The sequence below is a fragment of the Rheinheimera sp. F8 genome, from assembly GCF_001518915.1.
The window spans coordinates 305,781-329,354 of the sequence record NZ_CP013656.1; the positions used below are offsets into that span (position 1 = coordinate 305,781).

The 23,574-nt window shown below is 52.2% G+C and carries 21 protein-coding genes; 2 read left to right on the forward strand and 19 right to left on the reverse strand.

Translation table 11 applies throughout. The annotated features are described in order from the left end of the window. Positions 1–31 precede the first annotated feature (31 nt). Positions 32–1,846, forward strand: a complete 1,815-nt coding sequence (locus tag ATY27_RS01455; RefSeq protein ID WP_208932377.1) for a hypothetical protein — start codon at positions 32–34, stop codon at positions 1,844–1,846. Between the two features lie 136 nt (positions 1,847–1,982). Here the strand turns inward: ATY27_RS01455 and ATY27_RS01460 are convergent, their stop codons facing one another. The 3 genes from ATY27_RS01460 to ATY27_RS01470 form a co-directional block, all read right to left on the reverse strand. Next, entirely contained in the window at positions 1,983–2,189 is a 207-nt protein-coding gene (locus ATY27_RS01460; protein ID WP_208932379.1) for a helix-turn-helix domain-containing protein, read from the reverse strand. Then, positions 2,146–2,586, reverse strand: coding sequence for a hypothetical protein (locus ATY27_RS01465; RefSeq protein ID WP_208932380.1), 441 nt, complete (start codon positions 2,584–2,586; stop codon positions 2,146–2,148). The genes ATY27_RS01460 and ATY27_RS01465 overlap by 44 nt, the downstream gene beginning before the upstream one ends. 484 nt (positions 2,587–3,070) lie before the next feature. Further along, positions 3,071–3,493: a DoxX family protein gene (locus tag ATY27_RS01470; protein WP_208932382.1), complete on the reverse strand. Its 423-nt coding sequence runs from the start codon at positions 3,491–3,493 to the stop codon at positions 3,071–3,073. Between the two features lie 77 nt (positions 3,494–3,570). Between ATY27_RS01470 and ATY27_RS01475 the strand changes: the two genes are divergently transcribed. Continuing rightward, positions 3,571–4,455 carry a LysR family transcriptional regulator gene (locus ATY27_RS01475; RefSeq protein WP_208932384.1) on the forward strand — a complete coding sequence of 295 codons (885 nt, stop codon included), beginning with the start codon at positions 3,571–3,573 and terminating at the stop codon, positions 4,453–4,455. Between the two features lie 17 nt (positions 4,456–4,472). On the opposite strand, the gene ATY27_RS01480 is transcribed toward ATY27_RS01475, so the two are convergent. The 16 genes from ATY27_RS01480 to ATY27_RS01555 form a co-directional block, all read right to left on the reverse strand. Next, positions 4,473–5,288 (reverse strand): CLCA_X family protein, encoded by an 816-nt coding sequence (locus ATY27_RS01480; protein WP_208932386.1) that lies wholly within the window; start codon positions 5,286–5,288, stop codon positions 4,473–4,475. Between the two features lie 7 nt (positions 5,289–5,295). Further along, on the reverse strand, positions 5,296–6,060 hold the full coding sequence (folM, locus tag ATY27_RS01485; RefSeq protein ID WP_208932388.1) for a dihydromonapterin reductase: 765 nt from the start codon (positions 6,058–6,060) through the stop codon (positions 5,296–5,298). Between the two features lie 214 nt (positions 6,061–6,274). After that, positions 6,275–6,565 carry a high-potential iron-sulfur protein gene (locus ATY27_RS01490; RefSeq protein WP_208932390.1) on the reverse strand — a complete coding sequence of 97 codons (291 nt, stop codon included), beginning with the start codon at positions 6,563–6,565 and terminating at the stop codon, positions 6,275–6,277. 250 nt (positions 6,566–6,815) lie between these two features. Then, the gene (locus ATY27_RS01495; protein ID WP_208932392.1) at positions 6,816–7,385 is read right to left on the reverse strand and encodes a VOC family protein; all 570 of its coding nucleotides are present in this window, start codon (positions 7,383–7,385) and stop codon (positions 6,816–6,818) included. Next, entirely contained in the window at positions 7,382–8,416 is a 1,035-nt protein-coding gene (gene hppD / locus ATY27_RS01500) for a 4-hydroxyphenylpyruvate dioxygenase (protein ID WP_208932393.1), read from the reverse strand. Before hppD ends, ATY27_RS01495 begins: the two co-directional genes overlap by 4 nt. A gap of 191 nt (positions 8,417–8,607) precedes the next feature. Further along, on the reverse strand, positions 8,608–9,381 hold the full coding sequence (locus tag ATY27_RS01505) for a transporter substrate-binding domain-containing protein (RefSeq protein ID WP_208932395.1): 774 nt from the start codon (positions 9,379–9,381) through the stop codon (positions 8,608–8,610). Positions 9,382–9,465: 84 nt separating this feature from the next. Continuing rightward, positions 9,466–10,497 (reverse strand): SMP-30/gluconolactonase/LRE family protein, encoded by a 1,032-nt coding sequence (locus tag ATY27_RS01510; RefSeq protein WP_208932397.1) that lies wholly within the window; start codon positions 10,495–10,497, stop codon positions 9,466–9,468. A gap of 22 nt (positions 10,498–10,519) precedes the next feature. After that, positions 10,520–11,524: a LacI family DNA-binding transcriptional regulator gene (locus ATY27_RS01515; protein WP_208932399.1), complete on the reverse strand. Its 1,005-nt coding sequence runs from the start codon at positions 11,522–11,524 to the stop codon at positions 10,520–10,522. A gap of 76 nt (positions 11,525–11,600) precedes the next feature. Continuing rightward, a complete protein-coding gene (locus ATY27_RS01520; protein WP_208932401.1) occupies positions 11,601–12,929 on the reverse strand; it encodes a glycoside-pentoside-hexuronide (GPH):cation symporter in 1,329 nt (442 codons plus the stop codon). An 82-nt stretch (positions 12,930–13,011) separates the two neighbouring features. Next, a complete protein-coding gene (locus tag ATY27_RS01525) occupies positions 13,012–14,346 on the reverse strand; it encodes a GH1 family beta-glucosidase (protein WP_208932403.1) in 1,335 nt (444 codons plus the stop codon). A gap of 247 nt (positions 14,347–14,593) precedes the next feature. Next, on the reverse strand, positions 14,594–15,301 hold the full coding sequence (locus tag ATY27_RS01530; protein ID WP_208932405.1) for a DUF6445 family protein: 708 nt from the start codon (positions 15,299–15,301) through the stop codon (positions 14,594–14,596). A 1-nt stretch (position 15,302) separates the two neighbouring features. Then, positions 15,303–16,811 (reverse strand): tryptophan halogenase family protein, encoded by a 1,509-nt coding sequence (locus ATY27_RS01535; RefSeq protein WP_208932407.1) that lies wholly within the window; start codon positions 16,809–16,811, stop codon positions 15,303–15,305. Between the two features lie 19 nt (positions 16,812–16,830). After that, positions 16,831–17,856, reverse strand: a complete 1,026-nt coding sequence (locus tag ATY27_RS01540; protein WP_208932408.1) for a cupin-like domain-containing protein — start codon at positions 17,854–17,856, stop codon at positions 16,831–16,833. 3 nt (positions 17,857–17,859) lie between these two features. Then, a complete protein-coding gene (locus tag ATY27_RS01545; protein ID WP_208932409.1) occupies positions 17,860–18,585 on the reverse strand; it encodes a SapC family protein in 726 nt (241 codons plus the stop codon). 24 nt (positions 18,586–18,609) lie between these two features. Beyond that, on the reverse strand, positions 18,610–20,187 hold the full coding sequence (locus tag ATY27_RS01550; protein ID WP_208932410.1) for a tryptophan halogenase family protein: 1,578 nt from the start codon (positions 20,185–20,187) through the stop codon (positions 18,610–18,612). Between the two features lie 175 nt (positions 20,188–20,362). After that, positions 20,363–23,329 (reverse strand): TonB-dependent receptor, encoded by a 2,967-nt coding sequence (locus tag ATY27_RS01555; RefSeq protein ID WP_208932411.1) that lies wholly within the window; start codon positions 23,327–23,329, stop codon positions 20,363–20,365. Positions 23,330–23,574: the final 245 nt, after the last annotated feature.

Below are 23,574 nucleotides of genomic sequence, written 5' to 3' on the forward strand. Positions count from 1 at the left end.
AACATCGATTCAGCAACAGAGGGAATTGGTTATGTCTGGTCTGGACATGCTCGATGCTTTTATCGGGCTGGTTGGCATCTATGTAACGCTTAGTTTATTAGTGACAGCCATTGGGGAAGGCATTAGTCAGGCGTTGGGGCTACGCGGGCGCAACTTGTACCGGGTGATAACCGGCCTGGTCGGCGCTGACAGTACCAAAAAATTCTACCAACATCCACGCATTCGTCAGTTGATGCAATATGACAACTCCATGTCGTTTTATCAAAAAGCGAAATTCCAACTCGGTTTCGCCTGGCCGTCTTATATTCCGGCAGATATCGCTGCTGAAGTCTTGCTGGAAGAGCAATTGAAGACACCCCTGATACAGTTGCGTCAGTCGCCACTGGAGATCCAACAGCGTTTGAAAAATCTGCCTGAATCTGACATTAAAGTGGCACTTTTACAGTTCTGGTATCAGGCAGACGCCGATAGTCAGAAATTTCAACTATTGGTGCAGGACTGGTTTAATGATCGGGGTGATCGTGCGGTTGGTTGGTTCAAACGCCAGTTAGGCGCCTGGCAGCTGGGTATTGGTTTTATCGTTGCGGTGGGTATGAATGTTGATTCTATCGACCTGTACAAAAAATTGTATTCAGACCCGGTTGCCCGGCAGCAGGCATTGCAACTGGCGGAGCGTCTGGCAAAAGAGCCTGGTTTAGAAGAAGAACTGTGCCCGAAAGATGGTGGAACATGTCTGCCAATAGAAACAATGAAAACACAATTGAGCACTATCGCCCCCATTATTGGCCGTTCGCAAGAAATCAAAAATCAATGCCCTCCCCCTGAGCAATGGCCCCAAAAACTTATCAAAAATATCATTGGCAATTGTCCTGACCCTTTGCAATGGATTGGCTATCTGCTGACCGCTTTTGCTTTGTCCTTAGGCGCACCGTTTTGGTTTGATATGCTGCAAAAGCTGATGGCAGTAAAGCAAAAATTCCGGCCAAGCACTCCTGCAACCGGCGAGCCCGATGTTGCTGCCACCGTCACCAATACCACTGCGGCCACACAAACCACTGAAAGTGGTACCACCACGGTTTTACCCGCCCAAACCAACCCCGTGATGGCGATGGACCTGCAGTTAGCGCGCTTGTCGGAGTTAGTCTATCTGGATGAACCGCAACTTGAGTTGCAACTGCCGGCTTTTTTATTGAGCGGCCGCTTGCGCTCGGTCGGTGCGGATACGCAGTACCTGTACGCCCGTGGCGCTGAATATGACGTGCTGATCTGCCGGGGTACTGAAGGCAAACTCGCGGATATCCAGACTGATGTGCAATACCGGCTCCAGCAATGGCCCGCAGACAGCCAGAACAACGCACATCTGGGATTCAGCAATCAGGCAGAGCTGATTCTGGCCGACCTTAAAGAACAACAACCAAACGCCGGGCTGGAAAGACCCGTGTGGATAACTGGCCACAGTTTAGGTGGCGCACTGGCGGTGTTACTGGCGCTGCAACTGAGCAAAATCAGTGGTTTCCGGTTGGCAGGATTAGTGACTTTTGGCCAACCCAAAGTTGGCGACGCCCAGCTGACTCAGGCGATCACGCAGCAGCTGTTGCCGTTTTACCGGCGCTATGTCAACCAACGCGATATTGTGCCGAAATTGCCGCCGCTGCCAGAGTATCGGCATAGCGGCCAGTTATATTATTTCGATGATTTGGATCGGCTGCAGATCAATCCACCAGGCTGGCTGATGTTATTGGATCAGGTGTTATGCCGGCCGGAGCAGGTGGAGGAAGCACTGCGCCAACACGTCGATGACCATAAGATGAAGGCCTATATCAGCTTGTTGGCCAAACAGCACTGACACAAAAAAGCTGCGCCAGACGCCGTCGCTAACAAGCGCGGCTTCTGGCCGCGGCTTTCTGTCTAGACTATCTGTCGATGCGTATTGTCGATGCGTATTGTCGATGCTTAATGGGGCTGTTATGTCATCACCCTTGTTACGTGGTCAGCTGCAGCTGTTTTTTATACTGCGCTGGCGTGATACCCGCATGATGTTTATACACTTTGTAAACGCTGTTTCGGTTATTAAAGCCGGCGCGATAAGCAATATCGGCAATACTCAGCGTGTGTCCGGCTTGCCTGAGGATCCGCAGCGATTCGTCATATCGCTGGCCATTTAAAAACTCGTAGAAACTGCTGTGCATATGAATGTTCAATAATCAATGCCACATGGTTACCGGCAATAGTCGTCAGTGCTAATTCCTGCGCGGCAGCCGTATTCACCAGACTAAACCGGCCACTGAACACAATCTGCTGTTGGTTCCAAGCCATCTCCCAGCTGCCTTGCTGAGGCGTTTCAAAATGAAACCTGGTGATCGAAGCTATGCCAGCAAACGTCGGGTTGACGGAGCGTTCTTCCGCCCTATCTGGCCCGGTCAGCTGATAGATATAACTGCCGGACGGCGGCACATGATCCGGCCCTCCTGTACCAACTTCGGTCCACTGGCCTTTTGCATCATAGGTCCAGGCAACAGCCCCTTGTGTGGCAAAACCTCCTGGCAAACCAGATTTTGTTTTTTCAATTTGCAGATTGATCGTCATTCCCGCCAGTGAAGGCGCAGCGATCTGTGGCTGCCGTGGTGCAGTCCCGGCATAACAAACAGACCAACAAGGCTGAGCGCGCAAGCCACCAGCCATGCGGTTAATTTGACAAAGCAGACAGGCAATCGCATTGATAACTCCAGTTTAATATTTGATGATTGAGGTAACGGTTAAACACCACAGCCAACTTGCATCAGACACCTGCCGGATTTGTGCATTTCCAACGAAAATGACAACCCTATCGCGATTTATCCCCTGCAGAGGTACCTTGCATACTTGGTCGCGTCAGCAAAAAAGCCCGCAGCAATGCCTGAAAATCCGGCGGGAGCGCCGCTTGCACCGAAGCACGTGCAGACAAAGCAGCACGCCAGGCCAGGACCTTTGGCATCCCGGAAAAAAGTACTCATCGACGCATGCGCTGAGCTGCTCAAACTAATCGACATAGCGAAAGATTGGCGTATAAGTGACAGTCATGTTGTCCTCCTCAGCGCCGCAGCACAAAACGGCTGCTACGACGAACCGCCAGCGCGCCATCACCGAGCAACCAGAGTGCTATGGACGTCATCAGCAGAAACAATGGATATTCCCAGCCGCCATTCGGACTGGTGTGAACCCAACCATTTGGTAAATGCACCCAGGTCGCAACAACAAGCACCGGCATCAGCAGCAAGGAGACCTGGCGGGCATAATAGCCAAGGATCAGCGCTATCCCGCCTAGCAGTTCAACTGCAAACACCGGATAAGCGAACACACCTGGCAATCCGATACTGCTAAAAAACTGCGCGGTACCAGGCAGCGTGAATACCAGCAGCTTCAACATTGCATGCGCACACCACATAGCTCCCAAGCTAAAACGCAGCAGTGTAATGCCGTACGGCAAAGTTAGTTGTTGGTTAGTTTCCGACATAATGTTCCCCGTTGAGTTGACGACGGCAACACCTTACTATTGCAATATCGCAAACTAAATAAGCAGCATTGCAAACTATGAATGCACAAACGCAATTCAAACTGAGCGCCCTTGATCTGGAAATTGTGTTGACGCTGGTGCGCTGCGGTACTTTAGCCAATGCCGGCGAGCGACTCGGCGTCGATGCATCGACAGTGTTTCGTTCTTTACAACGGATTGAAAGGGGGATTGGCCAAATGCTCTTTACCCGCTCTCGCGCGGGCTATCAGGCTTCAGAACTGGCACTGGCGATGGCCGGGCATGCCGAGCAGCTTGAAACCGCCCTGGAATCTGCCCGATCAGCGGCACAAATACGCAGTGACGACGTTTCAGGCAATGTGCGGATCACGACCACTGATACGATCCTGCATGGTCTGGTCGCCCCTGCATTGCAGACACTCAGGGCGAGCCATCCGTTACTCAGATTCGAATTACACACCGGCAATGCGTTGGCCAGTCTGACTCAACGTGATGCAGATATTGCGATCCGCGCCACCACACGTCCACCGCAACACCTGATTGGCAAACAAATCGGACCTATCCGGGTCGCTTTATTCGGCAGCAAAAATGGCACTGTCCGAAGTTACGCGGACGTACAATCCGGCAAAGCGGTTTGGATCGCCCCTGATGACGCCTTGCCGGATCATCCGTCAGTCTTGTGGCGCAAGCGACATTTTCCCAAAGTTCAGCCAACCTATCGGGTCAATAGCATTCTGACGGTGATGGAACTGATCAATCAGGGGCTTGGCATCGGTGTCGTGCCGCTGTTTCTGGCAAAGAAACAGCCAGAATTGCTGCAGTTAACGGAAGTGCTTGACGAATGTCAGACAGAACTGTGGTTGCTGACCCACGCTGAATCCAGACATCTCAGACGGATATCAGCGGTGTATGGCTATCTGGCCCAGACGCTGACATTAAGTTGATGTCGGCACAATCGGGTTCAGGCTCGCTGTAACGCCTGCCCCAGTCGCTGAAAATACTGCAGCCAATGGTTAGCCAACTGACTGCTTTCCAGCGCATCCGGATACACAGCGGCGCGCATTTGCTGTTCAGCACTGAGCCGGTGCGCCGGCCAGACAGTGCCGCTGACCAGAAAACTGTTTTGCAGACTCTGACGCTGCAGCATATTTTCAAAAGCGCGGGCGCACAGTTCCTCCGGCAAAGCGTAATACAACAGATTACGCGCACTGTCGGCGGCGGCGGCACGCTGAAATAATGCCGAAGGTTCCCGCCCGTCCGCGGCAACTAAGCAATGGGCATAACCCGCCGCCAGCAACTGATTCAGCGGATGTGGCTGTACCGGCGCGCCATACAACCAACTGCGGCTGGCGAAATCGCCGGGTTTCACGTCGCTACATAACCGGCTGGCAATATAGTGGTCAAAAGCATGAAACCACTCGTGTGCTAGCGAGCCGCCCCCAGCATTTTTGGCCAAAGCCAGCAACCGGCCATGTGGCTGGTAAAATGCGCAACTGCCGGGTTCGCCGCCAGTGCCAAAACTAAGCGCCAGCGAACCGTTCAGCGAAATCACCTGCGCCGGTACCTGCAATAACAACTGCAGGTCCGACAGCGCATCAAAAAACAGATTTGCCGCCAGCTGTGTTTCAGCCGGCGTGACCCAACGGCCAATTTTAATCCGGCGGAAATCAAAGATTTTAACGATATCGCCAAAGCTGACATCCGCGCCAGCGCGATGGGCCGGGCCATTGCGAAAATAAGGCCGCTGAATGCGCGGCAAGCGGGCCTGAGACTGCATCTGCTGCCTATGGCAGCTTCAGATGCCGGCCACCGTCCAGTGCCAGCACCCGGCCCGTGACATAACGGCTTTGCAGCAAATACAGAATGCCTTGCAGCACTTCAGCAGGCCCTGGTTCGATTTCCAGCAGCGACTTTTTCAGCGTGTAGGCTTTGTAATCTGCGCTATCACCTTCGTTAAACATCAACAGTGCCGGCGCTATCGCATTGACTTTCACCTGCGGCGCCAGCTGACGCGCCAGCGACAACACCAGATTTTCCAGCGCTGCTTTAGACGCGGCGTAGGCCATATGATTGCAACTGCCAGTGGTAACGGCAAAATCGCTGATCGCGATAATATCAGCAGTTTGCGGTTGTGCTGATGTGAGCAGTGGCGCCAGCGCACGGCTCAGCAGATAAGGTAATTTGGTATGAATACGGAACATGTCATCAAACACCGCCGCATCGTCTCTTAACTGATCCAGCAGGTTTCCACCCGGTTCCGACTCGCCAGCCCAACTGGAAGCATTGTGAATTAACGCACGCAATGGCAACTGATGCTGCTGACATAAAGCGCTGACGGTGTCGGCCAGCTCACTGACCTGCAATGCTAAATCTGTAGCAGGCTGAATATCCAGCGGCAAACAGATCACACCGGCCTGAAGCAATTGTTCAACGCCGGCTTTTGGCTGACGATAAGTGGCGATCACCTGATATCCGGCCTGTTGCAAACCCAATGCACAATGTAATCCCACGCGCTGCGCCGCACCGGTGATCAAAACCATTCCCGTCATACATACTCCCGAGCAGATTTTCACTGAATTATGCCAGATATTGGCTGCTGCCGGCGAGGTCGGCGACAACCAACAGCGCGGCATATACGCAGGCTGTCGCCAGGTTGATCAAACCTAATCAGCGCCTTACTACCCTGATTGCAGTTTCTGTACAAATAACAGGCAGAAAAAAAGCGCCGGTGGCGCTTTTTTATCAATGAGACTTCCGCTTTGGTCAAGCTGCTTTCATCCAGCCTGCACACCAACCGCCTTTGGCCACCAGCTTGCCACTGAAGATCGCACAGCCACCGGTGTCGCCTTTGGCATCTTTGGCGTAGTGCATGCAGTTGCCACACGTCTGATCAGCTGTGGTGGATTTCGCGACGTATTTCATCGCGACAGCCATTGGATCATCCGCTTTCACGGCTTCTTGCGCGATCGCCTGAAGGCTGACGCTGCCCATAGTGACGCCAATTAACGTTGCTGACGATAATTTTAAAAAGGAACGACGATCAAGTTGAGACATTTCTTGCTCCTGTTGCACGGTAGTATCAGGTCTTTTTGCTGTTTATTAATTATTGGCAGAAACTGCAGCTGAGATTTGGTTTGCGCCCAAATCCACAACACATACGGTCCGAACTGCAGTATGGATGATTTTGCCAGTTCCGCTCGTCGCAAATATTGATCCGGCGCAGATTCTGGCAAAAAAAAGCACGGATTCAATGAGATCCGCGCTTGTTCAGAACCAACACTCTGTCGTAATCCACACTACAGATTCAAAGTTCCGGAGCAGTAAATTCCTGTTGATGTAACCAGGCAGCCAGTTTTGGCGCCCGTTTGGTTTGCGACCACTCATCCAGCATCTGCCACTTCACCGCGTCCAACTGATGCAGCATGGCTGAAGTCGCTGTGACACAGGTCAGCTCGATGCGATGCCCATTGGGGTCAAAGAAATATATAGAGCGGATAATTTCGTGATTGGTTGGCCCGACGACGGCAATACCACGTTGCTCCAGCTCCGCTTTGGCCGCCAGCAACGCCGTTTCATCATCAACTTGCAGCGCGATATGCTGCACCCACTCCGGCGTATGCGGGTCTTTGCCCATCCGTGGTGAATTCGGCAGCTCAAAAAATGCCAGAATATTGCCCTGCCCGGCGTCTAAAAACACGTGCATGTAGGGATCCGGTGCTTTAGTCGAGGGCACCCGGTCTTCGGCGATGGCCAGCATAAAATTCATGCCAAGCACGTCATGGTAAAACTGCACCGTCTCGCGGGCATCATGGCAACGGTACGCCACATGATGGATATGCCGGATCTGAATACTGCTGGTCGATGGCGTGCTCATAACAACCCCCGCTTCTGCTGATCGCGCTCGATCGATTCAAACAGCGCCTGAAAATTGCCTTCGCCGAAACCCAAATTGTCGACACGCTGAATAATCTCGACAAAAATTGGCCCAAACAGATTCTTGGTGAAAATCTGCAGCAGATAACCATCGTCGTCACCATCAACCAACACCTGATGCTGCTGAATGCGTTGCTTGTCTTCGCGCACCTGAGGGACCCGGGCAAAAGCATCGACGTAATAGTCTTCATGGATATCCAGTGTATCAATCACCTGATGATCCAGTTTATCGAGTGAATCCAAAATGTTGTCGGTCAGAAAAGCGATATGCTGCACACCCGGGCCATTGTATTCACGCAGGAACTCATCGATCTGATTGCGGTCATCGCCTTTGCCTTCATTGATTGGAATACAAAAACTGCCATCCGGTGAACGCAGTGCATATGACAACAAAGCGGTTTGCTGGCCTTTGATGTCGAAATAACGCACTTCAGTGAAGCCAAACACATTTTTGTAGAAATCAGCCCAGTGGTGCATGGTGCCTTTCACCACGTTGTTGGTCAGATGGTCGATGCAAATGAAGCCCAGATCCGCCACGATGGCCGGTTCATCATGCGGTTCAAAATCACGTTGATAAATAGAATCCGCCACACTGTAGCGATCGATAAAATAGATCAGGCTTTCACCGATGCCATAGATCGCCGGATAAGGTAGGTCAGTCATCGCCGGATCCGCACCGCGGGCACCCCGCTCCAGCGCAATGCGCCGGGCAGCGACTGCATCATCGACCCGCCAGCCCATCGCACAGATCGCCGGACCATGACTACGGCTGAAATCCGCAGAAAAGCCGCTACGTTCACGATTCAGCAAAATATGGATGTCATTTTGCTGATAATAATCAATAGCTTTCCCCTTAAATTGCCGGGTTCTGGAAAAACCAAACGCCTGAAACACCTGATGTAAATACACGCTGTCGGCTGCGGCGAATTCGGTAAATTCGATCCCGCGTAAACCCAGTGGATTGTGCTGCATGTCCGCCTCGAAAAGTGAATATATTGTAAATTCAATAACCACTTCACGATAACGGCCAGGCGTGGAGATTTTGTTGATGCAGATCAAAGTTGGTTGGGGACAAACAAAAACTGAGGCTTTTGCACTGTCAGCGATCCGTGACAGAAACTGTCAGCCGTTTATAGTATTTGATTTTAAATCATATACTTAAGCTATTCTTTGATATTACTGGCCCGTACATCCGGCATCGCTTCGACAAAAAGCCGGGCCACAATCCGTTGATATTCGCCGCTGCTTTTCATCTCATCCAATGCAGCTTGCAGCGCTGCCACTTGTTCCGCCGGAACTGCCAGATTCAGTGCCAGATAGTTGTCGCCTTTGGTTTCCAGTTCAATCACCGGTTCGACCTGCTCTATCGTTGCGTTATGTGCAGCCAGCCAGGCTGGCATCACCAACTCAGATCCAATAATCAGGTCCACTTTGCCTTGCAGGAATAAACCGATGGGGGCGGATTTTGACGGAAAATCCAGTAAGTTCTTCCCTCTGACAAAACCGGCTTTTAATAAAAACTCTTCATAAACATCACCGCGAGCCACCGCAATGCCAAATTGCCTGGCCTGGATTAAGTCCTTTGGATTGACTTCGGGCCGGTTTTTCAACCGATACAAAAACGCGCGGGATGAAGCCAAAGGCCCCACCCACTGAAACTTTGCCTGACGTTCCGGCGTACGGGACGTGGTAAACAAACCGGCTTTGGGGTCCTGCAGAGCATACTCATAGGCACGTAACCAGGGATACATCTGCATGTTGCAATCAGTACTGGTGATTTCACAGAGCCGGTGCACGATTTCTGCATTAATACCGGTAATACGGTTGCCATCCTGATAGTTATAAGGCGGGAAATGTTCGGTCAGCAGATGCAGCGACGACGCTGCAAACAGTGGGCTGGTAAACAAAAACAGTACAGTGCACAAAAAACGACGCATCGGCGGCCACCGTCACAACTGCGGATCCAAACTGCACTATGCCAGACTTTCAGTACAAAAACTATGCAAGGTAACGGACCGTTGTTATACCTTGAGCCGAATACGCAACAGATACTGACTGGCGGTAATATAAAGATATTGCCGATCGCCGCTGAGCGCGACATTCGCCGCAGCAACACCTGTGTTGATACGGCCAAGCACTTTACGTTCGGCGTTGATCACCCAGACGCCACCGGGCCCGGTTGCCAGCAAAATGCCATTCGGCAGTACTTTTAGTCCATCCGGCAGTCCAAGTGCTTGTTTAACCTCAGCAGTGGCATCCAGCCACAAGCTGCCATCCTGATACTGGCCTTTGGCATTGCGCTGGAAACGCCACCACTGCGCAGCAGCCGGATCTGAATTGGCAACATACAAATATTGTTCATCTGGCGAGACAGCAAGGCCGTTTGGCCGCGTCAATACAGCGCTGATTAAGCTCACGCCGCCATCGGTACCCAGCTGATACACGCCGTTATGCGGTTGTTGTTTGTCAGCTGATTGATCGCCGTTTTTTAAGCCATATGGTGGGTCAGTGAATAAATACCGGCCATCCTGCAGTTCAATCAGGTCGTTTGGACTATTCAAAGCTTTGCCCTGATATTGCCCGGTCAGCGTGCGGAATGTCGCTTGTTGCCCTTGCTGCGCGGTGCGGACCGCCAGCCGGCGATCACCGTGCTGCGCCAGCACCAGTTCAGATTTTTTATTAAAAATCAAACCGTTGCTGCCTTCACCTAGCACTGAAGTTGTGTGACCTGTGGCGCCGGAAGGCGTCAGGTATAACGTTGAACCTGTCGCTGCTGACCAGCGCCAGATTTGATTCTTTGGTACATCGGAAAACAACACTGCGCCAGTGCCTGGCTCGGCGACCGGGCCTTCCGCCCACTGGTGACCCGTCGACAGGATCTCCAGTTTGGCATCGGCACTCATCACCTGCAGCATCGCCGCATCGCGCACTTCAACCGGCTGTTGTGGCAGCTCGGCCGGCCACACCGCAGCGGCATTTACAGCAGGCAATGCAACAACTTGCAGGAACAGCAGCGCAATCAGACGTCGGGAACACAGGCGATAAAGGGACATCAGTGTCAGCTCCGGAAATTATTCAGTTTACTGCGCGAATGGCCGAGCCACGCACCACCAGTTCAGGTTCAAACACATTGTTGACCTGCGTCTGATCGTCAGCGTACACATGGCGTAGCACCCATAACGCCGCCATCTTACCCATTTCATGGATTGGGTTATTCACCGTCGTCAGCTTGGGTGAAATATATTTGGCGTAAGGAATATTGTCGTAACCGATCACCGACAGGTCACGCGGGATCACCAGACCCCGTTGCAGACACACGGCAATAGCACCAGAGGCCATCTGGTCATTGGCACACACTACAGCAGTAAACTGCTTTCCGGTTTGTAACAATGCCAACATGCCCGCTTCGCCGCCCTCTTCTTTATAGTCGCCTTCGATATACAATGCAGGGTCAAATACCAGACCGCCTTCCGCTAAAGCACGTTGGTGGCCGACCAGCCGCTCCATCGCATCGTGTTTGTTCTTCGGACCAGAAATGTAGGCGATATTGCGATGACCTAAATCCACCAGATGCCGGGTGGCCAGGTAACCACCTAATTCATTATTCAGGTATATACAGCGGGGTTCCATCGCCTGGATATAGCGGTTGATCAGCACAATAGGTACTGAGCGCTGGCTGAGTTGCACCAGATAGTCATCAGATACCGCTTCAACATCCAGGATCAGCGCATCGCAGCCGCGACTGAGCAGAAACTCAACACTGTCCTGTTCTACGGCAGCATCACTGTGGCCGACGGCGATAATGACGTGCTTGTTTTGCGCGCGTAGCGCCGCTTCAATTTCGGCCATCATCGGGCCGTAATACGGACCATCCAACTGCGACACCAGCACGCCCACGCTATTTGACACATTCGACGCCAGCGACTGGGCAATGGTATTGGGCCGGTAATCCAGCTCTGCCATGGCATCCAGCACTTTTTGCCGGGTTTTATCACTGACATTGCTGTTTTTGTTAATCACTCTGGACACTGTCGCCAGCGACACGCCGGCGCGCAGTGAGACATCGTAAATCGTAGCCATTTGTGTGATTAATCCCCAAGCTATTGTTGCATAACCCGAATAGTATCAGCTTTTTAGCCACTGCTGGCCGGCAATTTCAACTGGCGCTTTGCTTCAGTTCCAGCTGGATCTCGCTCATTTTGGCGCTGTCCAGCAGATACCGGCGCATCACAATCGCGACAATCACCGATCCAATGGCCGGAAACAACGTGAAGGACAATAAAATGCCGTTGCGGGCCGTCTCAGTTTGTTCAGTGTCCGCCTGATAACCATAACCGGCTAATAACCAGCCGGCAGCAGCGCCACCCAGCGCTAACCCCAGCTTGATAAAAAATATAATCGATGAATACACCATGCCGGTGGTGCGGATGCCGGTTTTCCATTCGCCGTAATCGACAGTGTCGGCCATCTTCGCCCACAACAACGGCGTTGCCGCGTTAAAACAGAAGTTCCAGGCGATAAAGACGACAAAAGCGACGGTCAGCTGGTCGGCGACCACCCAATAACTGAGCGCACAGAAAAACGCAGCAGCCAGCTGTAAACCAATGTAAGCCTTCACTTTTTCCACTTTTTTCGCCAGTGGATTGGCCACGATACAACCCAGCATACTGCCGAACATGCCCAAGGTGATGAACAAGGTGATGTCATCCGGTGCACCGAGGTAATATTTGACGTAATAGATGGCCATGGTGTTTTTCAGCACATTGCCGGTCAGCAGGAACAGCGCCGCCACCGACAACACGCGCCATTGGTCGTTTTGCCATAAGGCTTTGAAATCCTCACGGAAATTGGTTTTGCGTTCGACCACCGTCTGCACCCGCTCTTTGGTGCCGGCAAAACACAATAAAAACATCGCGACCCCGGCCACACTCATCAGCAGAATGGTCAGCTGATAGCCTTTGGCCTTATCACCGGCGCCAAAATAATCCACCAGTGGCAACGTCAACGCAGACACCAGTAAACCGCCAATAAAAGCGCAGACAAAGCGGTACGACTGCACTGACACCCGCTCCTGCGGATCTGCGGTTAACACACCACCCAAAGCGCAATAAGGAATATTAACGGCGGTATACACCAGCATCAGCAAGGTGTAAGTGACAAAGGCATAAATCATTTTGCCCTGGTCAGATAAATCCGGCGTGGTGAAGGCCAAAACGCTTAAAATGCCAAAAGGAATGGCGCCCCACAGGATATAAGGCCGGAACTTACCGTGTTTACTGTTGGTGCGATCGGCAATGGCGCCCATGATCGGATCTGTCACTGCGTCGATAATGCGCACAGCGAGGAACATAAAGCCTATATAAGCCGGTGCCAAACCAAAAATATCGGTATAAAAATAAGTCAGGAACATCATGACGGTCTGGAACACGATATTACTGGCGGTATCACCAAGACCGTATGCGATCTTCTCCCGCTTGCTGAGCATAAGCCACCCTGTTTTTGTAGTTGATTTGTTTTATTTGCTAACGGCGCATCGTTGGCGCCGTTTTTTTATTATGAATAATGGTTTAGCCGTTGCGGCTTAAACTCAGGTCGCGAAACGCCAATCCGCTTTGTTTGATCACCCGTTGTTGTGTCGTGTAATCGACATACACAATGCCAAAACGTTTCAGATAACCCTCTGCCCATTCGAAGTTATCCATCAGGCTCCAGGCAAAATAACCACGCACATCCACACCTTGCCGGATAGCGTTATCCAGTGCCAGTAAATGTTGCTGATAATAATCAAGCCGCATGTCGTCCTGTACCACGCCATCGACCAGCGTATCTGCACCAGCAGCGCCATTTTCCATGATGTACAGCGGCGGCAGCGGGTAGCGGCGGTGTAAATCCAGCAGCAGATCGGTAAAAGCCTGCGGATAAATTTCCCAGCCGATATCGGTTTTAGCGACACCAACCTGATCAACCACGACAAAACCTTCTGTCGCATCGGCGCGATAAACATGGCGGGTGTAGAAGTTAATGCCCAGGTAATCGAGTGGCGCCGCGATAATGTCAAAATCTCCGGGTAGGATCTGTGGCTGCTCATCAGTAGTTAAAGTGTTGATGCACTCCGGATAAGCTTTATCAAACAATGGCTTGATATACCACTGATTAAAATATTGGTCGGCCAGTTCTGCCGCAGCCACATCTGCCGGCGCAGCAGTTTCGGCGTAACAAGGCGTGAAATTTAATACGATGCCGTGCTGGGCCTGCGGTGCATTTTTACGCAGTTTTGGCATCGCAAGACCATGCGCCAATAATAAATGATGCGCACTTTGCCGGCCCCAGCCTTTGTTTTTCAGACCTGGCGCATGCACACCAATTTCATATCCAAGGTATGAGCTGCAAAACGGCTCATTCAGCGTGGCCCAGGCGTCGACCAAATCGGCCAATGCTGCAGAGATTTTGTCGGCATAGTCGGCAAAAGCATAGGCAGTGTCACGATTACGCCAGCCGCCCTGATCTTCTAAATACTGTGGCAGATCCCAATGATACAAAGTGACAAAAGTGCGGATGCCTTCAGCTTTTAATGCACTCAGCAGGTCGCGGTAAAACGCCACACCGGCCGGATTCAGCTCACCGCTTTGCTGCATGACCCGCGGCCAGGCAATCGACAGCCGGTAAGCGTCTACACCCAAAGATTTAATCAGCTCCACGTCCTGCGGCCATAACCGCAAGTGATCACAGGCGATATCGCCGTGACTGCCATCGCGGATCGCACCTGGCGTCGCGCAAAAAGTATCCCAGATACAAGGCAGGCGACTATCGCGGCCGCCTTCAATCTGAAACGAAGAAGTGGCAACACCAAACACAAAATCGGTGTTTAAAATGCGGGAATCCGCCGGCAGTTGTAATGTCATTGTCGTCTCTTGGCTATCCACTTGTCTGATCCCCTGTGTGGGGTATTCCATCCCGCAGTTGCGCTGCAACAGGTGATGAATTTTATTTTGTAAGCGCTTTCAAATGAATGTAACAACTGCTTATCGGATGGTCAAGCAGACAAAGAGAGCAGATTGAAATTTCGTTATTTTTAGCCAGAAACCGTCTGAATAATCGCACATTGTTAGCGCTTCCAACGCAAAGCTAAACATCAGGTTTAAATGAGGCTCAGCGTTTGGGCTGAAATTGAACAAACAAGTTCGCGGTTAGCCGCCCGTGCAGCGGATCTGCCGATAAGTCAGTGTCCGGTTCCACCAACGCCGAGTGCAACAGGTGGCCCGGATAAATCAACAGCCGGTTCGGTTTATAAGCAAGCTGCTGATACAAAGTGAAATGCGGTGTGTTTGCTGAAGGAAAGCCGGCCGCTGCGCCGCCTTGCGCTGCGAGTTGCTGCTGTAACTGCGCAAAATAAGCCTGTTGCTGCGCGGGCATAATTTTTTCAAGACCAGAAGCATCGTGACGGAAAAAGCCGGTGCCGCCGTGTGGACCATCTGCCAGATAATGCAAAATCGCCAGATGTAGCGGTTCGGCTTGATCAAAATGTGGTAACCGCTGCAGGGGCAATAACTGGGCTGCCGGTGTCGTCAGCAACGACAAGTACCATTGCTGTGGGATTAAGCGATAGTCCGGCGGTGGCAGCACCAACTGCAGTAACAATGGATATAGCGCTTCGAGCAGACTACGGGCGTAGGCTTGCGGCAGCTCAGCGCGAACACCGGGATAATACGACCTTTTGTCTTGGCAAAATGCAGCGCTCACCGCATCCTGACGGATCTGGCTCAGATCCGTCAGCGCATCATCAATCAATAAAGCACGGCTGCGGCTTTGGCCTAATTCCAGCCAATGCACCTGCGCTTGTGGGTTAAAGGCATACACCTCACATCATCCGGCTTTTACAGTAGTGCTGGACAAAATCATAGTGCGGCGGCCAGGCCTGTACCTGCCGTGCCACATTAGTTTTGATATTGCCAAGGAACTGCGCCAGCTCAGACTGCGGCATCAAATCGACAATCGGATGGTGCTGTTTCGGTGTCAGTCCCTGCCCCAGCATCACCTGGATCCAGGAGCTTTCGCCGAACAGTTCCTGCGCGAATTTATACACTTTGCCGGCCTCACCAAACATCTCGATGCGGTGCGCCAGCGATGGCGGGATCTCCATCGCGGCACAATGCCGCCAAAAGGCACTGTCGTTACGCTCCGTCACTTTGTAGTGCAGGATAATAAAATCGCGGATGTTCTCCATCTCGATTTTGGTCTGCAGGTTATATTCATCGACATCGGCCTGCACCACGTCACCGGCTGGCATCATCTGCAACAGCCGGATGATACTGCGCTGGATCAGGTGAATACTGGTCGATTCCAGTGGCTCGAGAAACCCGCTCGACAGCCCAATGGCAATACAGTTTTTATTCCAGTGTTTACGCCGGGTGCCGGTGCGGAATTTAATCAGCCTTGGTTCGGTCAGCATCTCGCCCTGCACATTGGCTTTGAGCAGCGTCTTGGCATCCATGTCGGACAGATATTTGCTGCAATACACCAGACCATTGCCGACGCGGCTTTGCAGCGGAATGCGCCATTGCCAGCCGGCCGGATGGGAAATAGACCGGGTATAAGGCACTGGTGTGCCGTTAGACACCGTTTGCACCGCGACGGCGCTGTCACAGGGTAACCAATGCGTCCAGTCGTCATAACCTGTCATTAAAGTCTGTTCAATCAACAGGCCACGGAAGCCGGTGCAATCGATAAACAAATCACCTTCGAGCAGCTGACCGGACTCCAGCAACAACGCTTTGATAAAACCATTCTGCGGATGCTGTGGAGCAAAAACATGCTGTTGCACCTCAGCAATTTTGCCTTCGATGCGTTTGACGCCATGGGTTTCAGCGATGCCGCGCAGAAATTTGGCATAGAGGCTGGCATCAAAATGGTACGCATGATTCTGATCCTGCCCCGCCAGTGCAGCAAAGCGCCCTTCGCGCGCCGCCAGATGCTCAGCGCAATAATCGCCAATCTCCGAAGCCAGACCCATTTCGCGGCCTTTAAGCCAGAAATGCTGGAAACCACAGGCCCAGCAGTCTTTGCCTAAAAAACCAAAAGAGTGCAGATAGTCTTTACCGACATCGCGCCAGTTTTCAAACATGATACCGAGTTTAAAAGTGGCATTAGTCGCGGCCATCATGTCGGCTTCATTGATATTGAGCAGACGATGATACAGATGCAAAGTGGGAATAGTCGCCTCGCCGACACCGACAGTGCCGATTTCGTCGGATTCAATCAGGGTGATATCCAGCTGTTTGCCCATCAGCTTGCCAAGGGCTGCGGCGGTCATCCAGCCTGCAGTGCCGCCACCGGCGATCACCACCCGTTGTTTTTTCATCATCTGCATTAGTCCAATCCTGTTGTTTTTATCGTTGTAATTTCTGAATAATCAGGCTGCGCAGTGCCCGCGCCGTGGTTTCATCCAGTGGCTGACGCAACAAGCCCTGCGCCGCCTCCGGCAGTTCTGCACCGCCACCGGGTTCGTCAGCGAAAATGTAGTAATCGAATAACGCCTGCCAGGCTTTACGCTGCGCTTTGGGTAAATGCCGGATGCTGAGCATGGCGTTTAATAAGGCGTTATTCGGCCGGCCCAAATAAGCCGGTGTGTCACGCCACCAGTGCGTCAGCAGCAAATTTAATTCGTCCAGCGCTTCGACGTGATGCCACCACATCGACGGCATAAAAAGCACATCACCGGGTGCTAAGGTCACCTGAAAACCGGCGGCTAACGCCTGTGAGAAACGTGGAAAACGGTTAAAATCCGGTGCGGCAAAATCCACCAGACTGACATCCTGGCCACCCGGTGCAAACTCCATTGGCCCAGGATATAAATTCACCACCTGATCAGGTGGAAATAAGGTAAAACGGCGATGCCCCACCAGATTACAGGCCAGATTGTGCGGAAAATCATAATGTGCCGCGATGCGGCTTTTACTGCCGAGCCAGATACTGACCAGCGCCTGCGCTGCGCCGGGTAACAGATCCAGTGGCAGCTGATGCTGTTCGCGGATGCCGGGAAAATACTGGCCGATTTCAGTCGACCCCATGTATATCGAAGCGCCACTGGCGCTAAGCGCCGGATCCAGCAGCCGCTGACATAAATCAGCAAACGGCAACGGGCCACCCTGATAGTTAAAACCGGAAAAATCTTTGTTGTAAAACACCCGGCCGTGGTTTTCTGGCGGCAGATAACAGGCGCTCACCGCCAAACCAGCACTGTAACCCTGCAATAACGCTAAAACCGCAGCAGGGCTTTGCAGACCGGCTTGCGTCAGTGGCCAATCCCGGCATAGCCCACGCAGTACCAGCGGCGCTTCAGCATTGGCTAACATCGCCGCCAGTGCCGTCGCGTCCGGCATTGTTGTTATTGTGAGTTCGGCAACCGGCTGCATATTTTACAAACCAAGCTGTTGGTTTTTCAGAGCCACCAGCTGCCGGATCTGCGCTTGTGAGGCGATCATCAGATAAATTGCCTGCAGATAACCCTGCTGATGCAATTGCGCCAACGCTGCACCGTCCAAATTTGCCAGCTGCTCTTCGGCAATGGTCAAAAAGCCGACCAACTGATGGCTACTGCCGTCTTTCAGTGTGACATTGACCGTCACCGGCTCCAGCAGTTGATATTGCTCCAGCAGCGCGACAAAGTTTTTGGCGTCCTGCATGCCTAAATGCAGCGTTTCCAGCATACCCGCCATGTCCTGCAGAAATGGCGTTTGCCCGCCATACGGCAGGAACAGCGGCTCACCTTCATGCTGACTGACACGCGGATGGTCTAAATCGATATGCAGCACCCGTTGTTCGCGTACCATGCCGTCTTCACGGATTTGCTGACGGCCAATCAAAAATGGCTGACGACGCACCGACAGCGGCAAATACTGCTCCTGCCAACCGCTTTGCAGAAACAGGTTCTCGCCATGCTGAAAGCCAAATAATGCCACTGGAAAGATCTGCTGACTTTGTGTGTCTTTGAAGAAAAACAATGGATAACAGGCGGCACAACTACGCATCTCCAGTGGGAAGGTGGTAGCGAACCACTGATTGTCACCATATGCAGCACCACGCGCCGTGATCACCCGCACATCAGCGTGGTCGGCGGCATTTAATAACACAGGCTGGGTCATGCTTTATCCTTCTTTGTTTTCGTTTTAGTTTGAATGTTTGAGTGCCAGCTGTTGCAGCAATTGCCGGTTATCCGGCAGCAGTTGCTGCAGCTTGGTTAAATCCTGATAATTTTGCGCAAACAAAGCGCGGGCGCGCGCCTGTTGTGACGGTTTAGCCGCCAAGGTTCGTGTCAGCGCACCCATGCCATACAACACATATTGATAGCTGGCAGCCGGAAACAGCAAATCCTGATAAGCAAAATCCAGCGGCTGCGGCACTTGCTGCCGCCAGAGTTGCAGCTGGTCTTGCAAAGTCTGCGGGATCGAAGCGGTCTCACGATGCGCGCGCCAGTACGGCGTGTCACGCTCTGACAGCACATAATGCAGTTTCAGGAACTCGATAATTTGTTGCCAGTGGCGCAGAAAAGTCCGGTTCATCTTCGCAGCAGCCAGACCGTACAGCGCCGGCTCCAGCGGTAACGCCGCCGCCAGCGTTTTAGCGCTCCACTCCACCAATGCCAGCGCCGAGGCTTCCAGTGGTTCAATAAAACCTGCCGCCATGCCCACCGCTATACAGTTGTGCTGCCAGCAACCACTGCGATAACCCGGCTGAAATTGCAGCTTGCGCGGTTCTGCTGCTGCCGCCAGTTCTGCACTGACTGTTTGTGTTAAATAACTACGCAGGCAGGCATCGGCTTCATCATCGCTGCAATAGTCGCTGGCATAGACAAACCCGACGCCGCGCCGGGTCGGCAAGCCGATATCCCAGACCCAGCCACTGTGCTGTGCGGTCGATATCGTATTACTGGCGATCGGCGTTTGCGCATCCGGGTATGGCACCTGCACCGCCAATGCGCTGTCGTTAAACAGGATATGTTTGACGCTGGTAAAAGGTGTCTGCAGCGCCTGGCCCAATAACAGCGATTGCATGCCGGTGCAGTCCACATATAAATCTGCCTGATAGGCACAAAGGTCGTTGCTACCTGCTGGCATCGCCAACAACTTGTCGATGGCGCCGTCGTCGCGCAGCAACACTTCTTTTAAGTGCGCCGGAATATAAGACACGCCGAGTTTGTCCTGGCAATGCCGTTGCAGCAACGCAGTAAATTTACCGGCGTTTAAGTGATAACCATAATTGAGCACCGGCTGATAATCCGGCGCCTGCGGCAGTCTTGGTGCAAAACCAGCATGACTAAGCTGGTACTGTGTGGTGACGGCATCAGCAAAAGCGATATCGGTGGCAAAAGGCAACCAACAAGCCGCCAGATTAAACTCGGGCCAACCGGCTGGCAGCGTAAATGGATGGAGGTAACTGCTGCCCGGTTCTGTCCAGTCGACAAACAATGAGCCTTGTTTGGCACTGACATCGCAGCAGCGGAAGAATTCAGTTTCAGACAGACCAATCAGCTTTAACGTCTGGCGCATCGAAGGCCAGGTGCCCTCGCCCACACCAATAGTCGGTACGTCTGGCGATTCCAGTACAGTGACCTGGATACGCGGCTGTGCCGCCAGCACGCCTTCATCAAGATTGTGTGTGGCACTCAGCACCGCAGCCGTCAGCCAGCCGGCAGCACCACCACCAACAATCAGTACTTCAGTTTTTGCAGGAGGACAACTTGGCATCGGCCTGACCTTTTACAACTTTTTATGAGTAGAGAATGGCGCATTCAGCAGAATACAGCCGAAAAAAAGCGCTCTGCAGCATGCAACAAAGCGCAGTTGCAAACAAGAGAGCGCTTACAATTCAGCAGGGCACTTCCTGTGCACTGCTGTCTTATTTCTGCTGTTACCACTTCGCTTAGAAGCTGTAACGGGCACCGATGCTATAACGTGAACCGGCTTCAGTCAGGTTCAGCACCTGCTCTTTGGCACGGCCATGCACACGGATGTACTCGTCAGTGATATTCAGCGCTTCCAGATACACAGTTAAGCCTTTGACTTGCGGCAGGTCATAGCTGACTGACGCGTCAATTTGTGAATAAGCTTCAGTATATTTCGGGTTCGCACCGGTATCCTGACCACGGGAGTTCAGGAACTCGTCACGCCAGTTATACGCAATCCGCGCCTGCAGACCATTGTTCTCATAGAACAGGATGACGTTGGCCGTGTCACTTAACCCCACCAGCGCCGGCTGGTCTTTCAGGATAAAGTTGTCATATTCAACGCCTGAATCCACCATGGTGTAGTTCAGGATAGTGCCAAAACCAGTCTCACCAAAGGCGTGCTGGATAGCAAATTCCCAACCGTCGATCGTCTCTTCTTCCGCCCCGTTAGATGGGGTGTCGATTTTGAAGATCATCGTATTGTCTTCACCGGCTTTGCCGCTGATGACTTTACCCGGCACGTTCACACTTGGGTCATTCGGGTAATTGGCGAAGATCCAGTTACGGATCGCCGCAGCATCAGCTCCCACTGCCGCTAAAGCTTCACGATACTTCTTGCCATCAGCCGGGTTCGCCAGGTTGTAAATGGTCGAATCCACTTTCAGGTTCGTGATGAAGTTCGTCACGTTTTTGCGGAAATAACCGGCTGACAGATAACTCGCTTCGGCATAGTACCACTCGGCCGAGAAGTCATAGTTCTGTGATTCCAGCGGTAACAGGCTTGGGTTGCCAGAAGAGCCGCTGCCGCCTGAACGGTTCGCCAGCGTGCCGACTACAGTACCGCCCTGAATAGACACATAATCCGGCCGACCGATGGTTTCGCTGTAGGCGGCGCGTAACATCACATCTTCAACGATTTCGATATTGAAGTTGATGCTTGGCAACAGGTAATCGTAATCGCCTTGTTGCGTCTGGAATTCACGTTTGCCGCTGGCATGCAGGGCGATTTCAGTATCAGCGATCCAGTCGGCGCGGTCGTAAGCAGCGACTGCAGAAGTCGAAGTCACGTCAGTCTGTTCATAACGTAAGCCAACATGCAGATCGTATGGCTTGCCTTTCCAGTCGTTACGGTAGTTGTACTGCACATAGGCCGATTGTGATTCTTCTTCGGTGTAACGGTCAGTATCACTGGCGTAGTCAGAAGACGGGCAGAAATCAGTGCCGCAATCGCCTTTGCCTTTGTAACCGGCCGGTGTATACAGCTTTTCAGCCTGCGCCCGTACCCGTTCAAAATCCCACATGAAGATTTTGTTCAGCACGTCAAAGCTCTTGCCGGTAAACGCCGAGAAATTACCACCATTGGCAGTGAATTTGTCGTGGATGGTTTCTGCAGGGAACCAGCTTGGGTCTAAATCACCGGCTTTACCCACACCACCCCAGTCGTTACGCTGTACGTTGACTGACTGTGAATGGTTATCCACTGTCGTCAGCGCAATACCAAAATCGATATTTGATTCGTCGTTCAGCGTGTAATCGCCGTCAAACTGCACCTGGTCTATCTCAGACTTGTTGCGGGCACTGCCGAACACTGAACCTGTGACGCGCATATCCTGCGGCGTTACAGCGTTGCCGCCACCGACGGCCAGCACAGGTAAATCACCACTGAAATCAGTCGCCGCATAAGTACGGACAAAACCAGCAGTACTTAAGCTGCTGTTGGAACCGTTCGGGCTATTTGGTTTGTTTTCAGCATCAGATGTGTGCGCATCAAAGGTCAGGCTCAGCTTGTCGTTGACTTCCCATTCCAGGTTAAAACCTAACGAACCGCTTTCGTTGCGTACGCCATAATCACCGGCTCCCATCGACAAGTCTTGTTTTGCATCGTAGGTTTCGGAATAAACCAGCGGCGAAGAGATTGGACCGTCGGTCCAGACGCTGGAAGAAGGCGCGAAGGTAAACCAGGCCGACACGTCGTTGTATTGCGTGTCGATGTCGTTACGCATGTAGGTGTAATCCAGCGTTGCTTTGATATCATCGCGTGGGCTGTATTGCAGCACTAACTGGCCATTGGTGCGTTTACGTTGTTGTTCTTCAAACTTGTAGATAGTGGTTTGTGGCACTGAATACACTTCATCAGCGCTTGGACGGTTAACCTGATTGCCTTGGGGTACACCGCCCCATTCGGCAGTACCGGCGCCCCAGTTATCATCCACTTTACCTAAGAAGCTGCGCCAGCCAGTACCGACGTTCGCTTGCTGGTTACCACTTTCACGTTCCTGGTAGGAACCTGACAGCAAAATACCGAATTTATTGTCGTTAAAGGTGTTGGAATATAACGCCGACACTTCTGGTGTGGCACTGCCTTTATCGGTAGAACGGTCATCGACTGCGGCGACGCTGGCAATGGCTTTTGTGCCCGGTGAATCGAGCGGACGCAAGGTCTGCACATCAATCGTTGAACCGATGCCACCAGTCGGGTTCGACGCTAAAGCAGTCTTATGGACTTCAACACCGCTGATAGAGTCAGAAGAAATGTTGGCAAAATCAAATGAGCGCGAGCCTGTTGTTACCGGCATCTGGCGGCCGTTTAACGTCACCAGGTTAAAGTCCGGGCCAAAACCACGCACTGTGACTTTACTGCCTTCACCATTGACGCGGTCAATCGACACGCCGGTGATACGCTGCAGCGACTCAGCCAGGTTCGTATCAGGGAACTTACCGATATCCTCGGCTGAAATCGCATCGAGAATACCTTCAGATTCGCGTTTGGTGTCCATCGATTTGATCAGACTGCCGCGAATACCGGTGACCGTAATCACCTCAATTTTGTCTTCTTTGGCCGCTGCAGCGTCGTCCGCGACGGCATAGCCTGGCATCGCAACGCCAAGCACCAGCGCAATGCTGGTGGCGAGTCTGCTTTTGTGAAATGTAGTTGGATTCATTTGTTTTCCCTGTCGACTTTTTTCTGGCCCAGTTATCTGAGTTAGTTTCTGGCTTTTTTTTGCCCGTCTGCTGACGAGACGTTGCGCCTTTTTCTTTGGTGCTGATACTGCCCTGACACACTTCTGAAAGCGCTTTCAGGACATTAGTTGATTTTTTATAATGCGTCAATACAAAAAACGTAACCCATACTATCTCATTGTTTATTATGGTTTTATATACCAGTAACCGGTTACATTATGCACAG

Excerpts from the sequence above, each read along its gene's own strand:
- ATY27_RS01455 (WP_208932377.1), top strand. The coding sequence starts at position 32 with ATGTCTGGTCTGGACATGCTCGATGCTTTTATCGGGCTGGTTGGCATC.
- ATY27_RS01460 (WP_208932379.1), bottom strand. The coding sequence starts at position 2,189 with ATGCACAGCAGTTTCTACGAGTTTTTAAATGGCCAGCGATATGACGAA.
- ATY27_RS01465 (WP_208932380.1), bottom strand. The coding sequence starts at position 2,586 with ATGACGATCAATCTGCAAATTGAAAAAACAAAATCTGGTTTGCCAGGA.
- ATY27_RS01470 (WP_208932382.1), bottom strand. The coding sequence starts at position 3,493 with ATGTCGGAAACTAACCAACAACTAACTTTGCCGTACGGCATTACACTG.
- ATY27_RS01475 (WP_208932384.1), top strand. The coding sequence starts at position 3,571 with ATGAATGCACAAACGCAATTCAAACTGAGCGCCCTTGATCTGGAAATT.
- ATY27_RS01480 (WP_208932386.1), bottom strand. The coding sequence starts at position 5,288 with ATGCAGTCTCAGGCCCGCTTGCCGCGCATTCAGCGGCCTTATTTTCGC.
- folM (WP_208932388.1), bottom strand. The coding sequence starts at position 6,060 with ATGACGGGAATGGTTTTGATCACCGGTGCGGCGCAGCGCGTGGGATTA.
- ATY27_RS01490 (WP_208932390.1), bottom strand. The coding sequence starts at position 6,565 with ATGTCTCAACTTGATCGTCGTTCCTTTTTAAAATTATCGTCAGCAACG.
- ATY27_RS01495 (WP_208932392.1), bottom strand. The coding sequence starts at position 7,385 with ATGAGCACGCCATCGACCAGCAGTATTCAGATCCGGCATATCCATCAT.
- hppD (WP_208932393.1), bottom strand. The coding sequence starts at position 8,416 with ATGCAGCACAATCCACTGGGTTTACGCGGGATCGAATTTACCGAATTC.
- ATY27_RS01505 (WP_208932395.1), bottom strand. The coding sequence starts at position 9,381 with ATGCGTCGTTTTTTGTGCACTGTACTGTTTTTGTTTACCAGCCCACTG.
- ATY27_RS01510 (WP_208932397.1), bottom strand. The coding sequence starts at position 10,497 with ATGTCCCTTTATCGCCTGTGTTCCCGACGTCTGATTGCGCTGCTGTTC.
- ATY27_RS01515 (WP_208932399.1), bottom strand. The coding sequence starts at position 11,524 with ATGGCTACGATTTACGATGTCTCACTGCGCGCCGGCGTGTCGCTGGCG.
- ATY27_RS01520 (WP_208932401.1), bottom strand. The coding sequence starts at position 12,929 with ATGCTCAGCAAGCGGGAGAAGATCGCATACGGTCTTGGTGATACCGCC.
- ATY27_RS01525 (WP_208932403.1), bottom strand. The coding sequence starts at position 14,346 with ATGACATTACAACTGCCGGCGGATTCCCGCATTTTAAACACCGATTTT.
- ATY27_RS01535 (WP_208932407.1), bottom strand. The coding sequence starts at position 16,811 with ATGCAGATGATGAAAAAACAACGGGTGGTGATCGCCGGTGGCGGCACT.
- ATY27_RS01540 (WP_208932408.1), bottom strand. The coding sequence starts at position 17,856 with ATGCAGCCGGTTGCCGAACTCACAATAACAACAATGCCGGACGCGACG.
- ATY27_RS01545 (WP_208932409.1), bottom strand. The coding sequence starts at position 18,585 with ATGACCCAGCCTGTGTTATTAAATGCCGCCGACCACGCTGATGTGCGG.
- ATY27_RS01550 (WP_208932410.1), bottom strand. The coding sequence starts at position 20,187 with ATGCCAAGTTGTCCTCCTGCAAAAACTGAAGTACTGATTGTTGGTGGT.
- ATY27_RS01555 (WP_208932411.1), bottom strand. The coding sequence starts at position 23,329 with ATGAATCCAACTACATTTCACAAAAGCAGACTCGCCACCAGCATTGCG.